Origin of the sequence: Vibrio sp. JC009, assembly GCF_029016485.1 — a bacterium.
Lineage (GTDB): Bacteria > Pseudomonadota > Gammaproteobacteria > Enterobacterales > Vibrionaceae > Vibrio.
Map to the genome: position 1 here is coordinate 994,254 of NZ_CP092106.1, position 18,712 is coordinate 1,012,965.

At 47.1% G+C, this 18,712-nt stretch carries 15 protein-coding genes; 10 read left to right on the forward strand and 5 right to left on the reverse strand.

Features of this window, described 5'->3' with window-relative positions; all coding sequences use genetic code 11:
• The first annotated feature begins 142 nt into the window (after positions 1-142).
• Positions 143-1,357: an ROK family protein gene (locus L3Q72_RS04660; protein WP_275131507.1), complete on the forward strand. Its 1,215-nt coding sequence runs from the start codon at positions 143-145 to the stop codon at positions 1,355-1,357.
• A gap of 170 nt (positions 1,358-1,527) precedes the next feature.
• A complete protein-coding gene (locus tag L3Q72_RS04665; RefSeq protein ID WP_275131508.1) occupies positions 1,528-2,475 on the forward strand; it encodes a chemotaxis protein CheV in 948 nt (315 codons plus the stop codon).
• Positions 2,476-2,622: 147 nt separating this feature from the next.
• On the opposite strand, the gene L3Q72_RS04670 is transcribed toward L3Q72_RS04665, so the two are convergent.
• The 4 genes from L3Q72_RS04670 to L3Q72_RS04685 all read right to left on the reverse strand — a co-directional run bounded on the left by L3Q72_RS04670 (position 2,623) and on the right by L3Q72_RS04685 (position 8,802).
• On the reverse strand, positions 2,623-5,721 hold the full coding sequence (locus L3Q72_RS04670; protein WP_275131509.1) for an error-prone DNA polymerase: 3,099 nt from the start codon (positions 5,719-5,721) through the stop codon (positions 2,623-2,625).
• Between the two features lie 184 nt (positions 5,722-5,905).
• Positions 5,906-7,297 carry a DNA polymerase Y family protein gene (locus L3Q72_RS04675; protein ID WP_275132067.1) on the reverse strand — a complete coding sequence of 464 codons (1,392 nt, stop codon included), beginning with the start codon at positions 7,295-7,297 and terminating at the stop codon, positions 5,906-5,908.
• Positions 7,297-7,980: a translesion DNA synthesis-associated protein ImuA gene (gene imuA / locus L3Q72_RS04680; protein WP_275131510.1), complete on the reverse strand. Its 684-nt coding sequence runs from the start codon at positions 7,978-7,980 to the stop codon at positions 7,297-7,299. The genes L3Q72_RS04675 and imuA overlap by 1 nt, the downstream gene beginning before the upstream one ends.
• Before the next feature lie 78 nt (positions 7,981-8,058).
• Entirely contained in the window at positions 8,059-8,802 is a 744-nt protein-coding gene (locus tag L3Q72_RS04685) for a YciK family oxidoreductase (RefSeq protein WP_275131511.1), read from the reverse strand.
• A gap of 301 nt (positions 8,803-9,103) precedes the next feature.
• On the opposite strand from L3Q72_RS04685, the gene L3Q72_RS04690 reads away from it, so the two are divergent.
• From L3Q72_RS04690 to pyrF, 8 genes are all read left to right on the forward strand, one after another.
• Positions 9,104-10,798 carry an FAD-dependent oxidoreductase gene (locus L3Q72_RS04690; RefSeq protein WP_275131512.1) on the forward strand — a complete coding sequence of 565 codons (1,695 nt, stop codon included), beginning with the start codon at positions 9,104-9,106 and terminating at the stop codon, positions 10,796-10,798.
• 161 nt (positions 10,799-10,959) lie between these two features.
• Positions 10,960-12,021 carry a protease SohB gene (gene sohB, locus L3Q72_RS04695; protein WP_275131514.1) on the forward strand — a complete coding sequence of 354 codons (1,062 nt, stop codon included), beginning with the start codon at positions 10,960-10,962 and terminating at the stop codon, positions 12,019-12,021.
• Between the two features lie 299 nt (positions 12,022-12,320).
• Positions 12,321-13,001 (forward strand): (d)CMP kinase, encoded by a 681-nt coding sequence (cmk, locus tag L3Q72_RS04700; RefSeq protein WP_275131515.1) that lies wholly within the window; start codon positions 12,321-12,323, stop codon positions 12,999-13,001.
• 99 nt (positions 13,002-13,100) lie between these two features.
• Complete coding sequence (rpsA, locus tag L3Q72_RS04705) at positions 13,101-14,771, forward strand: 30S ribosomal protein S1 (RefSeq protein ID WP_275131516.1); 1,671 nt, start codon at positions 13,101-13,103, stop codon at positions 14,769-14,771.
• An 83-nt stretch (positions 14,772-14,854) separates the two neighbouring features.
• Entirely contained in the window at positions 14,855-15,151 is a 297-nt protein-coding gene (gene ihfB, locus L3Q72_RS04710) for an integration host factor subunit beta (RefSeq protein ID WP_342752162.1), read from the forward strand.
• 140 nt (positions 15,152-15,291) lie between these two features.
• Complete coding sequence (locus tag L3Q72_RS04715) at positions 15,292-15,564, forward strand: lipopolysaccharide assembly protein LapA domain-containing protein (RefSeq protein ID WP_275131517.1); 273 nt, start codon at positions 15,292-15,294, stop codon at positions 15,562-15,564.
• 21 nt (positions 15,565-15,585) lie between these two features.
• A complete protein-coding gene (gene lapB / locus L3Q72_RS04720) occupies positions 15,586-16,755 on the forward strand; it encodes a lipopolysaccharide assembly protein LapB (RefSeq protein ID WP_275131518.1) in 1,170 nt (389 codons plus the stop codon).
• Positions 16,756-16,892: 137 nt separating this feature from the next.
• A complete protein-coding gene (pyrF, locus tag L3Q72_RS04725; RefSeq protein ID WP_275131519.1) occupies positions 16,893-17,585 on the forward strand; it encodes an orotidine-5'-phosphate decarboxylase in 693 nt (230 codons plus the stop codon).
• A 172-nt stretch (positions 17,586-17,757) separates the two neighbouring features.
• Here pyrF and L3Q72_RS04730 read toward each other — a convergent pair whose 3' ends face one another.
• A complete protein-coding gene (locus L3Q72_RS04730; protein ID WP_275131520.1) occupies positions 17,758-18,522 on the reverse strand; it encodes a DNA repair protein in 765 nt (254 codons plus the stop codon).
• Positions 18,523-18,712 lie beyond the last annotated feature (190 nt).

Consider the following 18,712-nt stretch of genomic DNA (forward strand, 5'->3'; position numbering starts at 1 on the left):
TATTTATTCGGGAATAAATATTGGATTTTTAACCGGTAATTTCCTTTTGTGCGTGACGTGGGTCACGGCAATCCAGTAAATGACTTCACAATTAGTTCGCAAAGTAAAAAAATTAATCGCTTAATACTATTTGGAGTAGAAGATGTACATGGCTCAACCCGGCCATATTGATCATATCAAACAGATCAATGCAGGCCGTGTATACAGACTGATTGATGCTTACGGACCGATTTCCAGGATAGATCTGTCCAAAATCAGTGAGCTAGCTCCTGCCAGTATCACTAAAATCACCCGTGAGCTTATCGATGCCCAGCTAATCCACGAAACTGTGGTTCAGGAAGCCACCAGTCGTGGGCGGCCTGCAGTCGGTTTGCAGACAATAAATGAAGGCTGGCAGTTCCTTTCCCTGCGTCTGGGACGAGGTTATCTTGCTATCGCACTTCATAACCTGGGCGGTGATGTTCTGGTCGATACGAAAATCGATGTTCACGAGGATGATCAGGATGATTTGCTGGCGCGTCTTCTGCATGAAATAGATGAATTCTTCCAAACCTATTCAAACCAGCTGGACAGAGTGACCAGTATTGCAGTAACTCTTCCGGGACAAGTGAATGAAGCAACCGGTATTGTGCTTCAGATGCCTTACTATAATGTGAAGAACCTGGCTCTTGGTCCTGCCATTTACGAAGCAACCGGTCTGCCGGTATTTATGGCTAACGATACCCATGCCTGGGCTCTGGCGGAAAAGCTGTTTGGTAACTCTCAGAAAAACGATAACTCTGTTCTGATTTCCATTCACCACGGTCTTGCGGCGGGGATTATCCTTGATGGGCACCTTCTTCAGGGACGCAATGGCAACATTGGTGAGTTGGGCCATATTCAGATAGATCCTAATGGTAAGCTCTGCAGTTGCGGTAACTATGGTTGCTTAGATACGGTTGCAAGCTCAAAAGCTATCAGGGAAGAGGTGACCGAGCGGCTTGAAAATGGTGAAGCGTCCAGCCTTTCTCTGGATAATATCACCATTGAAAACATCTGTTCTGCCGCTGCGGCAGGGGATAAGCTTGCCGTTGAGGTCATCGAAAAACTGGGTCAGCATCTTGGCAGCGCCATTTCCATTGTGATTAACCTGTTCAACCCTGAAATCGTTCTGATTGGTGGTGTTGTGAACCAGGCGAAATCTGTCCTTTATCCGGCGATTGAATCAAGCATTAAACAGCGCTCATTACCTTTCTACTATGAAAACCTGGAATTGGTAGAGAGCCGGTTCTACAAGCAGGCAACCATGCCGGGTGCGGCCTTGATTAAGCAGGCGATGTATGATGGCCTGTTGCTGATGAGCGTTATCGACGGCTAGTTGAGCTTATTCGCACAATCTGGCAAAAATATTCAGATATTTATAAAACTGTTTATACTGCAATGATGATTCAGTGAAGTCGCATTATTCTTATAAAATTATTTAAGATGATGGGACGATTCATTTGTATAATTATGTAACAAGCTTTCAGTTATTTAGAGAGAAATGGTATGTCCGGAGTTTTGAGCACTGTCGATCAAAGAACAAATCTGGTTGGTGAAAACCGTCTGGAACTGCTTCTGTTTAAACTTAATAGTCGTCAGATATTCGCTATTAATGTATTCAAAGTAAAAGAAGTTCTTAAGGTTCCGCCTCTGACTAAGATGCCGGGTGCTCATTACCATGTTACCGGTGTAGCGTCACTTCGTGGTGAGTCTGTTCCTGTTATCGATTTAAGAGCGGCAATCGGCTTTCCTCCGGCAAGAATTGAGAGCCCGGAAGAGAACCTGATCATCACTGAGTATAACCGTTCGGTTCAGGGCTTTTTGGTTGGTCAGGTGCTTAATATTGTCAATACCGCATGGACTGAAATCGAGCCGCCACCAAGCACTGCTGGCCGTTCTAACTTTTTGACCGCGATTACTCAGGTTGAGGTTGATGGCGCCAAAGAGATTGTTGAGATTATCGACGTAGAAAAGGTTCTGGCTCAGATTATTGATTACGACATTACGATTTCTGAAGAGGTGCTGGATCAGGAGTTGGTTGACCATATGGTTGGCAGAAATGTATTGATTGTCGATGATTCTTCAACTGCCCGGGCTCAGATTCGTGGCACTTTAGAACAGTTAGGCCTTAACATTATGGAATGTAGCGATGGCAAGCAGGCTCATGATTTGCTGAAACGCTGGGCTGATGAAGGCAAGGATATCTATCAGGAGATCATGATGCTGATCACTGATGCCGAGATGCCTGAAATGGATGGTTACAGACTGACTTATGAAATCCGTAATGATGCCCGTATGGAGAACCTGTTTATTACTCTGAACACTTCTCTAAGCGGCAGCTTTAATGAGGCTATGGTTCAGAAGGTGGGTTGTAACCGCTTTATTTCCAAGTTCCAGCCTGATTTGCTGGTGGATGTGGTGCAGGAGAGAATGCGCCAGATTCTTGGAAGATAACTCAGAACTTCCGCGCACCAGGTGGCATACAGGTATCGAACACAAACACGCATGAACCCATCCATGGGGCTCCACCGTGCCTTCCCTGGCACGGAGGGTTTGCTTATCGATACCTGCATGCCACCTGCTAACCATTTCAGGACTAATTTAATGAAAATCCCGCGACTTACTTGCCAGCTCAGCAAGACTACCGGTTAAGTCAATCAGCTTCCCCGCAATCACATGCGTTACCTTCCCGTCATGCTCAAGAATCCCTTTTACCTTTAGTATTTTAGAAGAAAGGTAAGCCTGCTTTTGTGCCTTGGCTGTGCCTGCCCATACAACGACATTGACGTTGCCTGTATCATCTTCAAGGGTAAAAAAGGTTACCCCGGCGGCGGTGGCGGGTGATTGCCTGCCGGTAACCACTCCGACAACGGTAACCAGCGATTTATGTGGCAGGGTCAGCAGATCTTTCTGCCGGGTAAAGCGGCCCAGGGCTCCTGCCTGATCCAGCAGGGTTACCGGATGAGTTTGCAGGGACAGGCCTGTGGCAGCATAGTCTTCAATCAGAGTATCGTAATCACTGACCTGATGCTGATATTGAGAAGGCGCTTGCTGGTACTGTTCAAACAGTGGCAGCTCGTTAATGGAGTCCATCAGATCCCAGCGCGCAGCATATCTGTCTCCGGATAAGGATTTAAAGGCATCGGCAGAAGCCAGGGCTTCGATGTCGCTCTGGTTTAATCCGCTGTTTTTTATCTGGGACAGATTGGTAAACGAGGATTTGCTTCTCAGGCTGATAATCAGTCTTGCCCCTTTGGCTGATAAACCTTTAACCAGTCTTAGCCCCAGCCGGATAGCAAACTGTCTCTGTGGATTGTTATTACCGTTTTCATAAGAGAGCCGAACAATAGTGTGGTCATAGTCCGAATGATTAACACAGACCGGAAGTACCGTAATCTGATGTCTTCTGGCATCCTGAATCAGTTGTGAAGGGCTGTAAAAGCCCATTGACTGACTGTTTAACAACGAGGTGTAGAAGACCTCTGGATAATAGTACTTCAACCAGGAAGAGCAGTAGGCAAGCACTGCAAATGAGGCGGAGTGACTTTCCGGAAAACCGTACTCACCAAAACCGCAGATTTGCTCAAAGATACGCTCTGCAAATTCAGCTTCATAGCCCCTTTCCAGCATGCCGTTTATCAGCTTTGCTTTAAATTTAAATATATTGCCGTTTTTCTTCCACGCCGCCATTGCCCGGCGCAGTTGATCCGCTTCACCACCGGTAAAACCGGCGGCAACCATTGCGAGTTTGATCACCTGCTCCTGAAAAATCGGTACGCCCATGGTCCGGTCCAGTACTTCTCTCACCTCTTCGGAAGGAAAGGTGACTTCTTCCTTGCCGTCACGCCGTTTTAAAAATGGATGCACCATATCGCCCTGAGTTGGCCCCGGGCGGACAATGGCTATCTGGATCACCAGATCGTAATATTTGGCCGGTCTGAGGCGCGGCAACATGCTCATCTGCGCACGGGATTCGATCTGAAACACGCCGACGGTATCGGCTTTTTGTATCATGCCGTAGACATTGGGATCATCTTGTCTCCGGGTAATGTCGGCAATGGTTAGTCTCTGGCCGTAATTCTCTTCAATCAGGGAGAAGCATTTACGTATGGCGCTTAACATGCCAAGCGCCAGCACATCGACTTTCAGCAGGCCAAGGCTTTCCAGATCGTCCTTGTCCCACTGAATAACAGTTCGCTCCTGCATGGAGGCATTTTCAACCGGCACCAGCTCATACAGCGGGCCTGCTGATATAACAAAGCCGCCCACATGCTGGGAGAGGTGTCTTGGAAAACCAAGAATGTCATTGACCAACTCGATAAACTGCTGACCTTTGCTGGAGTCCGGATTCAGCCCAAGTTCGGTAATCTGAGCCTGCCAGCCAACAGAGCGGTCTCTGTGGTTGATGTTTTTAATAAAGAAATCCAGCTGGTTTTCCGAAATACCCAGCGCTTTGCCCACATCCCTGACGGCACTTTTAAAGCGGTAGCTGATCACAGTTGCGGCAATGGCGGCTCGTTCCCGGCCATATTTCTGGTAGATATACTGGATAACCTCTTCCCGTCGCTCATGTTCAAAATCAACGTCGATATCCGGCGGCTCTTTCCGTTCGAGACTGATAAAGCGCTCAAAGAGTACGGATATCTGCCTTGGATCTACTGAGGTGATTTCCAGGCAGTAACAAACCACAGAGTTGGCCGCAGAGCCCCGCCCCTGGTAGAGAATGCCTCTCTGTTTTGCGAACATCACCAGATCGTGAATGGTCAGAAAGAAGAAGGGGTATTTCAGTTTTTCAATCAGCTCCAGTTCCTTGCTGATGGTCTGTTCGATATCTGCCGGAACGCCTTCCGGGAAACGAATTTTTTTCCCTTTTTCTACCAGTTTCCGGAGATAAGCCATTGGCGTATTTCCTTCAGGAACCAGCTCTGCCGGATACTCGTATTGCAGATCGTCCAGACAGAATTCACAGAGGCCTGCGATATGATGACTCTCTGCCAGCCATTGCTCCGGGAATATTTTTCCTAGTTTTTCTTTCGGTCTGAGGCTGCGTTCAGTATTGGTTATCAGGTGTTTTTTGGCTTTGGTAACGGTTGTATTTAAACGGATAGCGGTCAGTGTATGCTGCAGAGGCAAGCGGGTCGCCGAATGCATAAGCACACCGCCACAGGCAGTAACGGGGAGCTGAAAGCGTTCAGAGAGCATCTGGCAGTATTCGGTAAAGGCTTTGTCTGTGCTCTGTAAGTGGCGCTGCACTCCGATCCACAGCCTGTCCTGATGATGCTTGGATAACCAGTCTCCCCACTGAATATCGGCGTGTTTTTGCTGCGGAAGCCAGATAACCAGGCAGTGTTTTAGTGACATAAGGTCCCACTCAGAGAGGTTATAGGTGCCTTTTTCGGCTCTTCTTCTGGCATTGGTAATCACCCGGCAAAGCTCTGCATAAGCACTGCGATCCGGGCAGAGCAGTATGATCTGGCATTCAGAATTCAGCCAGAACATACTGCCGGTCATCAGCTTTATTCTCAGTTTGTGATCTTTTATGGCGGTATGAGCTCTAACCACACCGGCAACAGAGCATTCGTCGGTAATGGCAATAGCCGAATAACGAAGAAAATCCGCCTGCAGCACCAGCTCCTCCGCATGGGAGGCTCCGGTTAGGAAGGAAAAGTTGGTTTGGCAGAATAGTTCGGCGTAGTTCATTTTTGTACCTGGGTTATTAGGCCCTGGGTTTCTAGGCCCTGGGCCCTGGGATTCTTTGTTGCTGTAAGTAGTGTATTAACTTATACCCTTGTGTATACACAGATGCTTAGGCTCTTACTGTAGAGTAATAGCGCCCCCTTCCTAGGGCCCAGGGCCTATAGGGCGAAGCCCGTCACACCTCCCTTTAACTAAAAAAACCATGCAAAAACCACCCGCCTTCCTTATCCCGAAATACCCAAACCCACCGCCCTCCCGGTGATACAGCAATAAAATAATCCCGGATGATTCCGCCACCATCCCACCACCCGGTGGAGAGCCTTTCCGGTCCTTGCATAATGGTGACTTTCTCCTGCAGTGGTTCGGGCTTTGGTAGCAGAAGGCTGGGGCGTAGCGGACGGCGATCCTGTGAGTTTTGCGATTCGTACATGGGTTCACACAGCTGAGTCGCTTTTTCCGGACGGGGATCGTCGGTGAGGGCGATGCCTTTCACCGCTTCTTTGCCAAGTTTTGCCTGCAAAAGAGAAATAAGCTCCAGAGCAGAGCGGTTGCCTGTCTGACCGTCAAAGAAATCTTTTCCGTCTGGCTGCAGTTGGTCCACCTGACTGGCCAGCAGGGTCATGCCGATAACCGGTGCTTCAAGCTTTACCGACTCCAGTGCCAGCTGGCTTAGCTTATTCCATTTATCCGCCTGATAATCTCCGTTGGCCGAGTGAAAAATGATCTCCTGATCGGCTTTGTCTCTTAAATGAAGCCGGAGAGTAAGCTCATAAGCAACCTGCTCTCTGAGCTTTAGAAAAGACTCCAGCTGCACAAAAAGCTTATAAAGAGGCTTTTCAAGCCACTGGATATTTTCAATCTCATAAAGCAGCTCCAGATAACGTTTGAAGGTCTCCGGCGGGTAGTAGAAATCAACCGGATGCTTAAAGCGCCCGGTAAGTCGCCCGGTGTAATTGACCAGTTCGATATCGAAGCGTTTTGCTACTTCAGAGATATCGATAGTGAGCAGATCTTTTAAATGGCGGATACCAACCCGGTTGAGTTTTTCAATCTGTTTACCCGGCAGCTCTGTAGCCTGAACAGGGTAGGTAAGCAGCTTTTGCTCCAGCCAGTTGCGGCTGTCTGAAATGCAGTGCTCGCCGGCTTTTGCCAGCAAGCGCGCCGCCAGAGGAGAAAAAGCGGTTGAATAGTGGTAGTTAAGATTTAGCTCGTCCAGCTGTTTTTTTAAGCTGCGCCAGTAACTTTCCAGCCCGTCGTACAGAGTGAGCATATTGCTGACTTTCAGTAGCAAGCCATCCGGCGGGAAAAGAGAGATATCAGAAGTAACCAGATACAGCCAGTGTGCGATCTCTTTTAGTTTGCTCTCTTCTACACCGGCTTTATATGGATGAACCTGAAGGTTGTTACAGAGGGAAGCGGCGCTGCCAAGTCCCATTCCTGTTTTGATACCGGCTTTCTCAGCAATGTCATTTACCTGAATTATGGTGTGTTTATCCATAATACACAGGGGAACCTCCCGGATATCTGAAAACAGGGTATCCAGTTGCAGCCTTGGAAAATGAAGATAGAGCCAGAGGATCATGCCATGTCCCTTTTTTGCTCCGGAAAAGAGGTTGTCCGGGGACGGTAGGCAGCTTTTGTCAACTGAGGCCATAGGGCAGACATATCAAGGGTAAAGGTTGAGCTTAGCCAGCCCCCTTTCCTTTTGTTTGCTGAGATCTCAAGCCCTTGTGCGGAAGGTTTTAGCTGCAGGCTCAGGGAGATAGGCAGGCTTATCTGCTCTTCCGGTTCTGTTCTGAAAAAGAAATGCAGACATTGGCCTGTCTCACTGGCGACCTGCAGCCTGCGGGCCTGATGTACTTCCAGCGAAGGGTGCCATAAGGTGACGCTTCCGCATGTGCCGCTTTTCAGGCTCTGTTCTGCTGCCCATAAGGCCTTTTGGTGGTTTTCTGGGTAAATCAGCAAGACTCTGCTTAGATCCAGTCCCTGATGAGCCAGGTATTCCGCGCACAGATAAGCCGGCGGGTTGATAAATACGGTCAGTTTATCTTTCCCGTTCTCTTTTATATAAGGCGTCAGAAGGCGAAGCTCTCCGATACCAAGATCAGAAGTAATCTCTACCACACCATGTTTTGGAAAGCCGCCATTAAGCTCTTGGTCCATCTGCCGGAATCCGGTCGTTTGGGTTTCAATAGCGGTTTTCTGCTCAGAGCCACGCCAGATAAGGCGCTTGTCCTGCAAAAGTTGAGTAACTGTATTCATAAAAATATACCTGTATATATGTACAGTATATTTGATTGAGGAGGAGGATCAAGAAGGATCTGCAGAAAAGCTGATAGCTTATTTCTTTGGCTGTGCATCAATACACTGCCCATTGACCTCTTTACCTTCCGGAGCCATCAGGTAGAGGTAAAGCGGCATAATATCTAAAGGGGTTTTTAACAGGTTGCGGTCTTCTGCCGGGTAAGCGTTGGCGCGCATTTTGGTACGGGTTGCGCCGGGGTTGATGGCATTTACCCTGATTTTTGTATCACTTAGTTCATCGGCCAGAACCTGCATCATCCCTTCGGTTGCAAATTTGGATATGGCATAGCTTCCCCAGAAAGCACGGCCCGAGTGACCAACCGTGGAGGAGGTGAAAACAATACGTGCGTCTTCTGATTTATGCAGTACAGGCAGCAGAGCCTGAGTCATCAGGAACTGGGCCTTAACATTTACCTGCATCACATCATCAAAATCCTCTTCTTCAATCTGATCAAAAGGACAGACAACACCAAGCAGACCGGCATTATGTAAAACACCGTCAAGCTTGCCGAACTGTTGTTCAATGGTATCGGCCATACCAAGGTAGTGCTCCTGTGTTGCACCCATCATATCCAGAGGAATAATAGCTGGCTGAGCATAACCTCTGGCCTCGATTTCATCATAAGTTCTTTCAAGCTTTTCAACGGTTCTGCCAAGTAAGATAACGGTGGCGCCATACTCGGCAAAGCTAAGGGCAGCTTGTTTTCCGATGCCGTCACCGGCTCCGGTGACTAAAATGACTTTGTTCTTAAGTGCTGATTTTGAAACTGAATAATCCACTTTCGTATTCCTGCTCACATATTTAATCGCTGTTAATGCCTATATTGGCAGTAGTTTGATTTAGTTCAAGAACACAATACATAAAATCAGCGAACCCGGCAGATCAGATAAAAATCTTTGTCGGTCAGTCCACTATTTTGTTATAAATATATCTGGCATATGCCAATAATTATCCAGATTGGCGAAAACATATCTTTCACATAAAAAGACTGAAAAGTCATTACGCAAGTCGTATATTAGTATTTATTGATATATATGTTGAAAAATTAACTCAAAAGCGAAGAGCTTAGGGATCAGAAATATGAAAAGAATTGTTGTCATTGGCGGCTCAGCCGCTGGTCCGAAGACTGCAGCAAAGGCTAGAAGGCTAGATGAAAATGCAGAGATCATTCTGTTACAGAAAGATAAAGATCTTTCCATGGCGTCGTGCGGTTATCCGTATTATGTCGGCGGTGTATTTGATGACAGAAATGATTTGATTAGTACTCCGGCTGGCGTAGTTCGTGACCCTAAATTCTTCCTGAATGCAAAAGGCATTGACGCCAGAACAGAAATGGAAGTGATTTCTGTTGATGCGAAAGAGCAGAAAGTGGATGTAAAAGATCTGAAGACGGGTGAAGTTGAGAGCATCGAATACGACAAACTGATGATGTGTACCGGTGCAAGACCATTTGTGCCGCCTATTCCGGGTACCGATCTTAAGGGAATCACAACCCTTCAGTCGATGAAAGATGCTGATTATCTGCGCAAAATCCGTGACGACAAAGAAATTAAAAAAGCCGTTGTTATCGGTGGTGGCCTGATCGGTATTGAAACCTGTGAAGCTCTGCAGCTTGCCGGTATTGAGATCACGGTTGTTGAACTGGCACCTCAGCTACTGAACTTCCTGGACTGGAAGATGGCTAAGCTGGTTGAAAACCACGTTAAGGCGAAAGGCGCTAACGTGATGACAGACAATGGTGTTGCGGCATTCCTTGGTGAAGAGGGCAAACTGACCGGAGTTAAGCTGGCAAATGGCACTGAGCTGCCGTGTGAACTGGCTGTTGTCGCTATCGGTGTTCGCCCGAACTCAGAACTGGCAAAAGAAGCGGGTCTTGAGATCGGTGAGACCGGCGGTATTGTGGTTGATGAGTTTATGCAGACTTCCGATCCAAACATCTACGCTGCGGGTGACTGTGTTGAGTCGGTAAGCATGATTACCGGCAAGAAAGTTCATGCGCCAATGGGAGACCTGGCAAACCTTCAGGGACGTGTTGCCGGTGAAAATATCATTATGGGCAATAGCGTTACTTTCCCTGGTGTATTGCAGACTGGTATCTGTAAGGTGTTTGATTTCTCAGCAGGTTCTACCGGCCTTTCTGAAGAAGCTGCACTGAAGCAGGGATATGAGATTGAAACTGTCGTTAATGCCAGCCCGGATAAGCCTGGATTTATGGGCGCGAACCTTCTGGTAAGCAAAATGGTTGTTGATAAGAAAACCCAGAAAGTACTGGGCTATCAGTCGGTAGGTCCTGGTGATGTCAGCAAGCAGATTGCAACGGCAACTATGGCTCTGAATGCAGGTTTCACCGTTGAAAACCTGATTAATCTGGATATGCCTTATGCGCCACCTTTCTCACTGGCTATTGACCACTTTATTGCCACTGCTCACCTGATGCAGAACAAGCTGAAAGGCCGTCTGAAGGGCATTTCGGTTCGTGAGGTTAAAGCGAAACTGGATGATCCTAATGCTGAGAAGCCGTTCTTCCTTGATGCTCGTGGCCCGGATGAGTTTGAAATGATGCGCCTTGGTATCGGCGAGACTCTAATCCCGCTTGGTGCTTTAAGAAAACGCCTGGATGAACTGCCGCAAGATAAAGACAGAGAGATTATCTGTTTCTGTAAGATTTCGCTGCGCGGTTATGAGGCTTCACTTGTCCTTCAGGCCAATGGCTGGAAGAACGTTAAAGTGATGGAAGGCGGTATCATGGCCTGGCCTTATCCAAGAGAGAAGTAACGCTACTTCTTAGAAACGTATAGAAAATGAGCTTCTGACCGTGTCAGGGCTCATTTTTTTATTTCTGGAAACCAAAGGTTCTGTGCATGGGTTTTAATCTTGGTTATTATGGCGAACTTATGACGGCTTTATGACAAGCCCAAAGTATTGAGGATATTAGATTGGAATTTCTGTTGGAGTACGGTCTGTTTTTGGCCAAAGTTGCCACGTTTGTAATAGCAATTATCGCTGTTCTTGTGGTTGCCAAATTAGTAAACGGTAAAACTGGCGGTTCAAAAGGTGAGTTGGAAATTACCAACCTGACCGAGCAGCATAAAAACACTATTGAGGTGATGGAGCATCATCTTCATGACGGCACCTTTATCAAAGAGCGCGATAAAGTTGAAAGAAAAGCGGATAAAGAAAAAGCGAAGACCAGAAACAAAGAAGTGAAAAAGGCGGCAAAGGAAGGGCATCTGGAAACAACCCGCGAGCCTCATCTGTTTGTGCTGGACTTTAACGGCAGTATCGATGCTAAAGAAGTGGCTTCTCTGCGAGAAGAAGTAACTGCGATTCTCGCTGTTGCCAGAGAAGGCGATGAAGTTCTGCTGCGCCTTGAGTCAGGCGGTGGTATGGTACACGGCTATGGTCTGGCATCGTCACAGCTGGACAGAATTAAAGCGGCAAGCCTGCCTCTGACTATCTCAGTGGACAAAGTAGCAGCAAGTGGCGGCTATATGATGGCCTGTATCGCTGACAAGATTGTTTCAGCGCCGTTTGCCATTGTTGGCTCTATTGGCGTAATCGCCCAGCTACCAAACTTCAACAAGCTGCTGAAAAGGCATGATATCGAGTTTGAACAGCTAACAGCCGGTGAATACAAACGAACTCTGACCATGTTTGGTGAAAACACGGACAAAGCCCGTGACAAGTTCAAAGAAGAACTGGAAGAGACCCACGTGCTGTTTAAAGACTTTATCCGTGAACGCAGACCAGAGTTGGATCTGGAAAAAGTCGCAACAGGTGAACACTGGTTCGGCACCAAAGCCCATGAGCTGGGACTGGTGGATGAAATCAGCACTTCAGACGACTTGGTTGTAGAAGCCTGCAAAGATAAAACCGTACTTTCTATCCGCTATGTGCAGAAGAAGAAAATGGCAGACCGTTTAGCGAAGATTGGCGGGGATGCGGCGGATAATCTTCTTATGAAGTGGTTGCAAAGGGGGCAGAGGCCTATTGTTTAAAGAAGGCCCTGGGCCCTGGGAACGGACTTCGTCCTACAGGTCCTGGGTAACCGGGTGATAAATTTTATTTCTGAAACTAAAAGTTATATTTTTCAGTTGTTTGTTGTTATTTTGGAATGAAATGAAACAACTTCCGCTCCTCTTCCCAGGGCCCAGGGCCTAGAAACCCAGGGCCCTAATTAATTTTCCCTCGCCCTTCCCCCCGTTTCCCCCTATAATATGCCGCCGATAAAAGCAGCCCTATAATTAACCTTGTCTATTAATTGGACTGCTACAAACTAAAATCTGTGGAGAAACAAATGTCCTCAAATACTCCGGTTGTGACCGTAGATGGACCGAGTGGTGCCGGTAAAGGCACTTTATGCATGCTGTTGGCAGAAAAATTAGGCTTTCATTTACTTGATTCCGGTGCTATCTACCGGGTGCTTGCACTGGCTGCAATTCACCATGGTGTAGACACAGAGTCTGAAGATGCACTTGTGCCTCTTGCGACTCATCTGGATGTTCAGTTTATCGCAGAGGGTGATCTGGTTAAGGTTATTCTTGAAGGCGAGGATGTATCCGGTGAACTTCGCAAAGAAGAAACGGGCAATGCGGCCTCAAAAGTAGCTGCGCTTCCTCGTGTAAGAGAAGCTTTGCTGCGCCGTCAGCGTGCTTTTGCAACTGAGCCGGGTCTTGTTGCCGATGGCCGCGACATGGGAACAGTGGTATTTCCACAGGCAGAAGCTAAAATTTTCTTAGATGCAAGTGCGCAGGAGCGAGCAAATAGACGCCTTAAGCAGTTGCAAGACAAGGGGTTAAGTGTTAAATTTGACCACCTTTTACGCGAGATCCAAGAGCGTGATGACCGCGACCGCAACCGTGCGGTGGCTCCGTTACGTCCTGCGGATGACGCGTTAGTGCTTGATTCTACATCACTTTCTATTGAAGAAGTGGTAGCAAAAGCACTGGAATATATCGAATCTAAATTGTCTCAGTAAGAGGCAATAGGAGGTCGGTCGCATGGAAGAAGACTGGCTAATTTATCAACCCCACGAGGTAGGAAACCCGTGGAAGTTTAATTATTGAAGATTAAATTAATGACTGAATCTTTCGCTCAACTCTTTGAAGAGTCTCTAAACGAACTAGAATTCCGCCCTGGCAACATTGTTAAGGGTACTGTAGTAGCAATCGAGAACGGTTTCGTTCTTGTTGATGCTGGCCTTAAGTCTGAGTCTGCAATCCCTGCAGAGCAGTTCAAGAACGCAGCTGGCGAACTTGAAGTAGAAGTTGGTTCTGAAATCGACGTTGCTCTTGACGCTGTAGAAGACGGCTTTGGTGAAACTCAGCTTTCTCGTGAGAAAGCGAAGCGCCACGAAGCTTGGATTGTTCTTGAGAAAGCATATGAAGAAGCTGAAACTGTTGTTGGTATCATCAACGGTAAAGTTAAAGGTGGTTTCACTGTAGAACTTAACGGCATCCGTGCGTTCCTACCTGGTTCACTAGTAGACGTTCGTCCAATCCGTGACACTGCTCACCTGGAAAACAAAGAGCTAGAGTTCAAAGTAATCAAGCTAGACCAGAAGCGTAACAACGTAGTTGTTTCTCGTCGTGCTGTTATCGAATCTGAAAACAGCGTTGAGCGTGACGAACTTCTTGAAACTCTACAAGAAGGCAGCGAAGTTAAAGGTATCGTTAAGAACCTTACTGACTACGGTGCATTCGTTGATCTTGGCGGCGTTGACGGCCTTCTACACATCACTGATATGGCTTGGAAGCGTGTTAAGCACCCATCTGAGATCGTTAACGTTGGTGACGAGATCCTTGTTAAAGTTCTTAAGTTCGACCGTGAGCGTACTCGCGTATCACTAGGTCTTAAGCAGCTAGGTGAAGATCCATGGGTAGCAATCGCTAAGCGTTACCCAGAAGGTCACAAGCTAACTGGTCGCGTTACAAACCTAACTGACTACGGTTGCTTCGTTGAAATCGAAGAAGGCGTTGAAGGTCTTGTACACGTTTCTGAAATGGACTGGACTAACAAGAACATCCACCCATCTAAAGTTGTTAACGTTGGCGACGAAGCTGAAGTTATGGTTCTTGAGATCGACGAAGAACGTCGTCGTATTTCTCTTGGTCTTAAGCAGTGTAAAGCTAACCCATGGCAGTCTTTCGCTGAAGCTCAGGCTAAAGGCGACAAAGTTACTGGTAAGATCAAGTCTATCACTGACTTCGGTATCTTCATCGGTCTTGAAGGCGGCATCGATGGTCTTGTACACCTGTCTGACATCTCTTGGAACGTTCCAGGTGAAGAAGCAGTACGTGAGTACAAGAAAGGCGACGAAATCTCAGCTGTTGTTCTTGCAGTAGACGCAGAGCGTGAGCGTATTTCTCTTGGCGTTAAGCAAATGGAAAACGACCCGTTCAACGCATTTGTTGCTGATAACAAGAAAGGTGTTCTAGTTAACGGTACTGTAACTGCAGTTGACGCAAAAGGTGCTACAATTGAAATTGTAGAGGGCGTTGAAGGTTACATCCGTGTATCTGAAGTATCACGTGACCGTGTTGAAGATGCATCTCTAATCCTAAGCGCTGGTGACAGTGTTGAAGCGAAGTTCACAGGTGTTGACCGTAAGAACCGCGTAATCAACCTATCTATCAAAGCTAAGGATGAAGCTGAAGAGCAAGAAGCAATGGCTTCACTGAACAAGCAAGATGAAGGCGCGTTCGGTAATGCTATGGCTGATGCATTCAAGGCTGCTAAAGGCGAATAATCGTACTGAGGGAGCCTGACATGTGACGGCTCCCTTTTTCGATAATAACCTTATGGATACCCAAGCTTTTGGATAACATAGTAATGAGGGGAAATATGACTAAGTCTGAACTTATTGAAAGACTCTGTGCTGAGCAAACTCACCTTTCTGCTAAAGAAGTTGAAGATGCAGTTAAGGATATTTTGGAGCATATGGCTTCTACCTTAGAAAGTGGCGACAGAATTGAAATTCGTGGTTTTGGTAGCTTCTCATTGCACTTCCGTGAGCCTCGTGTGGGACGCAATCCTAAGACGGGGGAAAAGGTTGAACTTGATGGTAAATATGTACCTCATTTCAAACCTGGTAAAGAGCTTCGTGAACGCGTAGATATTTACAGTTAATACTCACCTGTAAGGGTATAGAAAAAGCGGCATATTTCGGTATGCCGCTTTTTTATGCCATGAAATAGAAGTTTGCCGTGGTTTGTAAAGTCGAATTGCTGCATAATCAGAGGTCAGCAAAAGTCAGGGAGTTATAAACGATGAAGATTATAAAAGCTATTCTTGTTATTGCGCTTTTTTTGGTTGCACTGGCATTAGGCGCTCAGAATCAGGAAGTTGTGAGCTTTAACTACTTACTGGCAAAAGGTGAGTTCCATCTGTCGACCTTGTTAGGCGTTGTTTTTGTTGCTGGTTTTGTGTTGGCCTGGCTGATTTTCGGAACCATTCAGGTTAAATCACAACTGAAAATTAAAAGACTGACCCGTCAGCTAAAGAAGCAGGCAGCAACGCTTCCTGCAGAGACCAAAGCCTAAGCTTAGAGGGTTATGATATAAATGCTTGAGCTACTCTTCTTGTTGTTACCTATTGCCGCCGCCTATGGCTGGTATATGGGTAACCGTAGTGCAAGACAGGACAGGCAGGAGCAGTCTCATCAGATTTCCCGTCAGTATGTGACGGGTCTTAACCTTCTGTTATCCGACCAATCGGATAAAGCAGTCGATCATTTCATAGAACTTCTTCAGGTAGATAACGAAACCATAGATACCCACCTCGCACTGGGTAACCTGTTCCGCTCCAGAGGAGAAGTTGACCGCGCGATACGAATCCACCAGAACCTGATTTCCAGACAGGGTTTAACCGTAGATCAGAAAAACATTGCCCTGCAGCAACTGGCAAAAGACTATATGGTCTCAGGCTTTCTGGACAGGGCCGAAAAAATATTTGAGCAGCTTGTGGAAGAGCCTTCGCACAAAGAAGCTGCGTTGACTCAACTTGTCTCTATTTACCAGCAAACGAAAGAGTGGAGTAAAGCCATCTACTATGGCAACGCTTTAGTTAAGCTGGGACGCAAACGTATGCGGGTAAATATCGCCCACTTTTGGTGCGAGCTGGCGATGCAGGAGCAGGCCAACGAAAATACGACGAAAGCGATACAGTATTTCAAGCGGGCGCTGTCTGAAGATCCAAAGTGTGTTCGGGCCAGCATATCGCTTGGTAAGCTCTATCTGGAACATGAAGACTACAAGAATACCATCGCATTTATGGAAATGGTGTTGGATCAGGATATCGATTTTGTGGGCGAAGTGCTGCCTGTTTTGGCCGAGTGTTACTATCATCTTGGACGGGAACAGGATCTTGTCGAATTCTTAAGAGCCTGTATCGAGAGAAATGCAGGTGTGTCAGCAGAGCTTATGCTCGCGCAGCAGGTTGCCCACCATGAGGGTGTCGCTGCCGCACAGACCCTCCTGACCCGACAGTTATTAAAGAACCCAACCATGAAAGGCTTCCACCGCCTGATGGATTACCACCTGGCTGAAGCGGAAGAGGGAAGGGCGAAAGACAGCCTTTCCACACTACAGGCTCTGGTTGGGGAACAGATTAAAGTAAAACACCACCATCGCTGCAGAAAGTGCGGATTTTCAACCCATTCTCTTTACTGGCATTGTCCGTCTTGTAAGGGGTGGGGGACGATTAAGCCTATTCGCGGACTTGATGGGGAATAGAAGGCCCTGGGCCCTGGGTTCGGTCGCTCCGCTCCCTTCTGGGCTCTGGGAAGGTTATACAGATTTTATAATTGGAGCAATGTCCTAGGGCCTAGCAGGGCAAAGCCCGTCCCAGGACCCCAAAACCGGAGATTTAAATGTTGGATCAAAAAGTAATAGTTGCACTGGATTATGATAATCAGGCAGATGCCCTAGCGTTTGTTGACAGGATAGATCCAGCATCATGCCGTCTTAAAGTAGGCAAAGAGATGTTTACTCTGTTTGGTCCTGAGTTTGTGAAAGAGCTGCACAAGCGCGGTTTCTCTGTGTTCCTGGACCTTAAGTTTCATGATATTCCTAACACCTGTTCAAAAGCGGTGAGAGCTGCAGCTGAGCTGGGAGTATGGATGGTGAACGTTCACGCCAGCGGTGGTGAGCGTATGATGAGTGCATCCAGAGAGATCCTCGAACCTTATGGTAAAGATCGCCCGCTATTGATTGGCGTGACGGTACTGACCAGCATGGAGCAAAGTGACCTTGCCGGAATCGGTCTTGATATCGAGCCACAAAAGCAGGTGATGCGCTTAGCCACACTAACAAAGAACAGCGGCCTGGACGGCGTAGTCTGTTCAGCTCAGGAAGCTTCTATGCTGAAATCTGAGCTAGGTAAAGAGTTCAAACTGGTTACTCCGGGAATTCGCCCGGCAGGCAGTGCTGTTGGCGATCAGAAGCGTATTATGACACCACCACAGGCGATTGAAGCGGGTTCGGATTATCTGGTTATAGGACGCCCGATAACGCAGGCTGAGGATCCGGCGGGGGTGTTGGCGGAGATTAATAAGTCTCTTTAATGGCCCTACCCTAGGCCCTGGGACGGGCTCCGCCCTACTGGGCCCTAGGAAGTAGCCTGGCAGCCAAGTTAAAGGTATAAAAAAAGCTCTGCATTTCCGCAGAGCTTTTTTGTATTCTCTTCCCAGGATCCAGCAGAGAGCGAAGCGAACGCTCCAAGGGCCCAGGCCAAAATCACCACTTCTTCTTCTCGCCAAACAACGCTTCCATATCGTTGTTGCGTTCCTGCTCTTCCATCGCCATCAGCTCTTCTGCATTCTGGTCTTTCTTGTTCTTATCCAGCTCATCAAGCATGGCCTGAAGTTTTTCTCTGGCCTGGTTGGAGTAAGAGTCGTTTTTGGATGAAAGTACGTCAATACCTTTACGCAGCAACTGCTTTGCTGTGCCGGACTGATTACGCAGCACAGCTTCTCTTGAACGTTTAATCACGTTTTCAATATTGATTCGGATCTGAATGGTTTCCAGACGGGCATTTTCCGTAACATAAGACTGAGTATTGAAACGGCCTTTATTATGTTCGCTTCGGATGGTATCTCTCAGGCGTTTCACCAGCTTAAGCATAAGAATTGCCTGCTTATCACTGCTTGGAACTTTAAATGAAGTGCTCTCGGCGCCAGCATAGTTTTCCTTTAGCTGCTGGATCTGGTTCTTCATATTTTCGATTCGCTGCGCAAGCTGGCGGTTTTTTGGATCCAGCTCATGCATATTTGTCAGAGCATCTAAAATGCGCTGGTTCAGGCAGACTAAAAGCTCCTGACTGAAAGGAAGATGGTGTGCGTTGCCGATCAGATCTTCGGTTGCATCAATGATGGCAATGAATCGGGCAGATTCCTGTTTTTTGGCTGCTTCTACTTTACTGTTGTACTGAAGCATCACGTTGTAGCCAATGATCATGACGAGAAGAACGGCTACAAGAATAATAATTAAACCAATATTCATAAATTTACATCTATATCAATAGCGACACTTGAGTTGCGAAATAGCATACACGAATCTTTTACTACCCGACAGTCTATTATCCGGGGTCTCACTTATAATTGTAATTAAACCAGTAAAATATGCGCACTAGATTACAAAAAATTCATCGAAAAAAGAAGAAGTCTACTAATTTCATGTCCCTTAAGGTTTT

Excerpts from the sequence above, each read along its gene's own strand:
- lapB (WP_275131518.1), top strand. The coding sequence starts at position 15,586 with ATGCTTGAGCTACTCTTCTTGTTGTTACCTATTGCCGCCGCCTATGGC.
- ihfB (WP_342752162.1), top strand. The coding sequence starts at position 14,855 with ATGAGGGGAAATATGACTAAGTCTGAACTTATTGAAAGACTCTGTGCT.
- L3Q72_RS04670 (WP_275131509.1), bottom strand. The coding sequence starts at position 5,721 with ATGAACTACGCCGAACTATTCTGCCAAACCAACTTTTCCTTCCTAACC.
- cmk (WP_275131515.1), top strand. The coding sequence starts at position 12,321 with ATGTCCTCAAATACTCCGGTTGTGACCGTAGATGGACCGAGTGGTGCC.
- rpsA (WP_275131516.1), top strand. The coding sequence starts at position 13,101 with ATGACTGAATCTTTCGCTCAACTCTTTGAAGAGTCTCTAAACGAACTA.
- imuA (WP_275131510.1), bottom strand. The coding sequence starts at position 7,980 with ATGAATACAGTTACTCAACTTTTGCAGGACAAGCGCCTTATCTGGCGT.
- L3Q72_RS04665 (WP_275131508.1), top strand. The coding sequence starts at position 1,528 with ATGTCCGGAGTTTTGAGCACTGTCGATCAAAGAACAAATCTGGTTGGT.
- L3Q72_RS04660 (WP_275131507.1), top strand. The coding sequence starts at position 143 with ATGTACATGGCTCAACCCGGCCATATTGATCATATCAAACAGATCAAT.
- L3Q72_RS04690 (WP_275131512.1), top strand. The coding sequence starts at position 9,104 with ATGAAAAGAATTGTTGTCATTGGCGGCTCAGCCGCTGGTCCGAAGACT.
- L3Q72_RS04730 (WP_275131520.1), bottom strand. The coding sequence starts at position 18,522 with ATGAATATTGGTTTAATTATTATTCTTGTAGCCGTTCTTCTCGTCATG.
- pyrF (WP_275131519.1), top strand. The coding sequence starts at position 16,893 with ATGTTGGATCAAAAAGTAATAGTTGCACTGGATTATGATAATCAGGCA.
- L3Q72_RS04715 (WP_275131517.1), top strand. The coding sequence starts at position 15,292 with ATGAAGATTATAAAAGCTATTCTTGTTATTGCGCTTTTTTTGGTTGCA.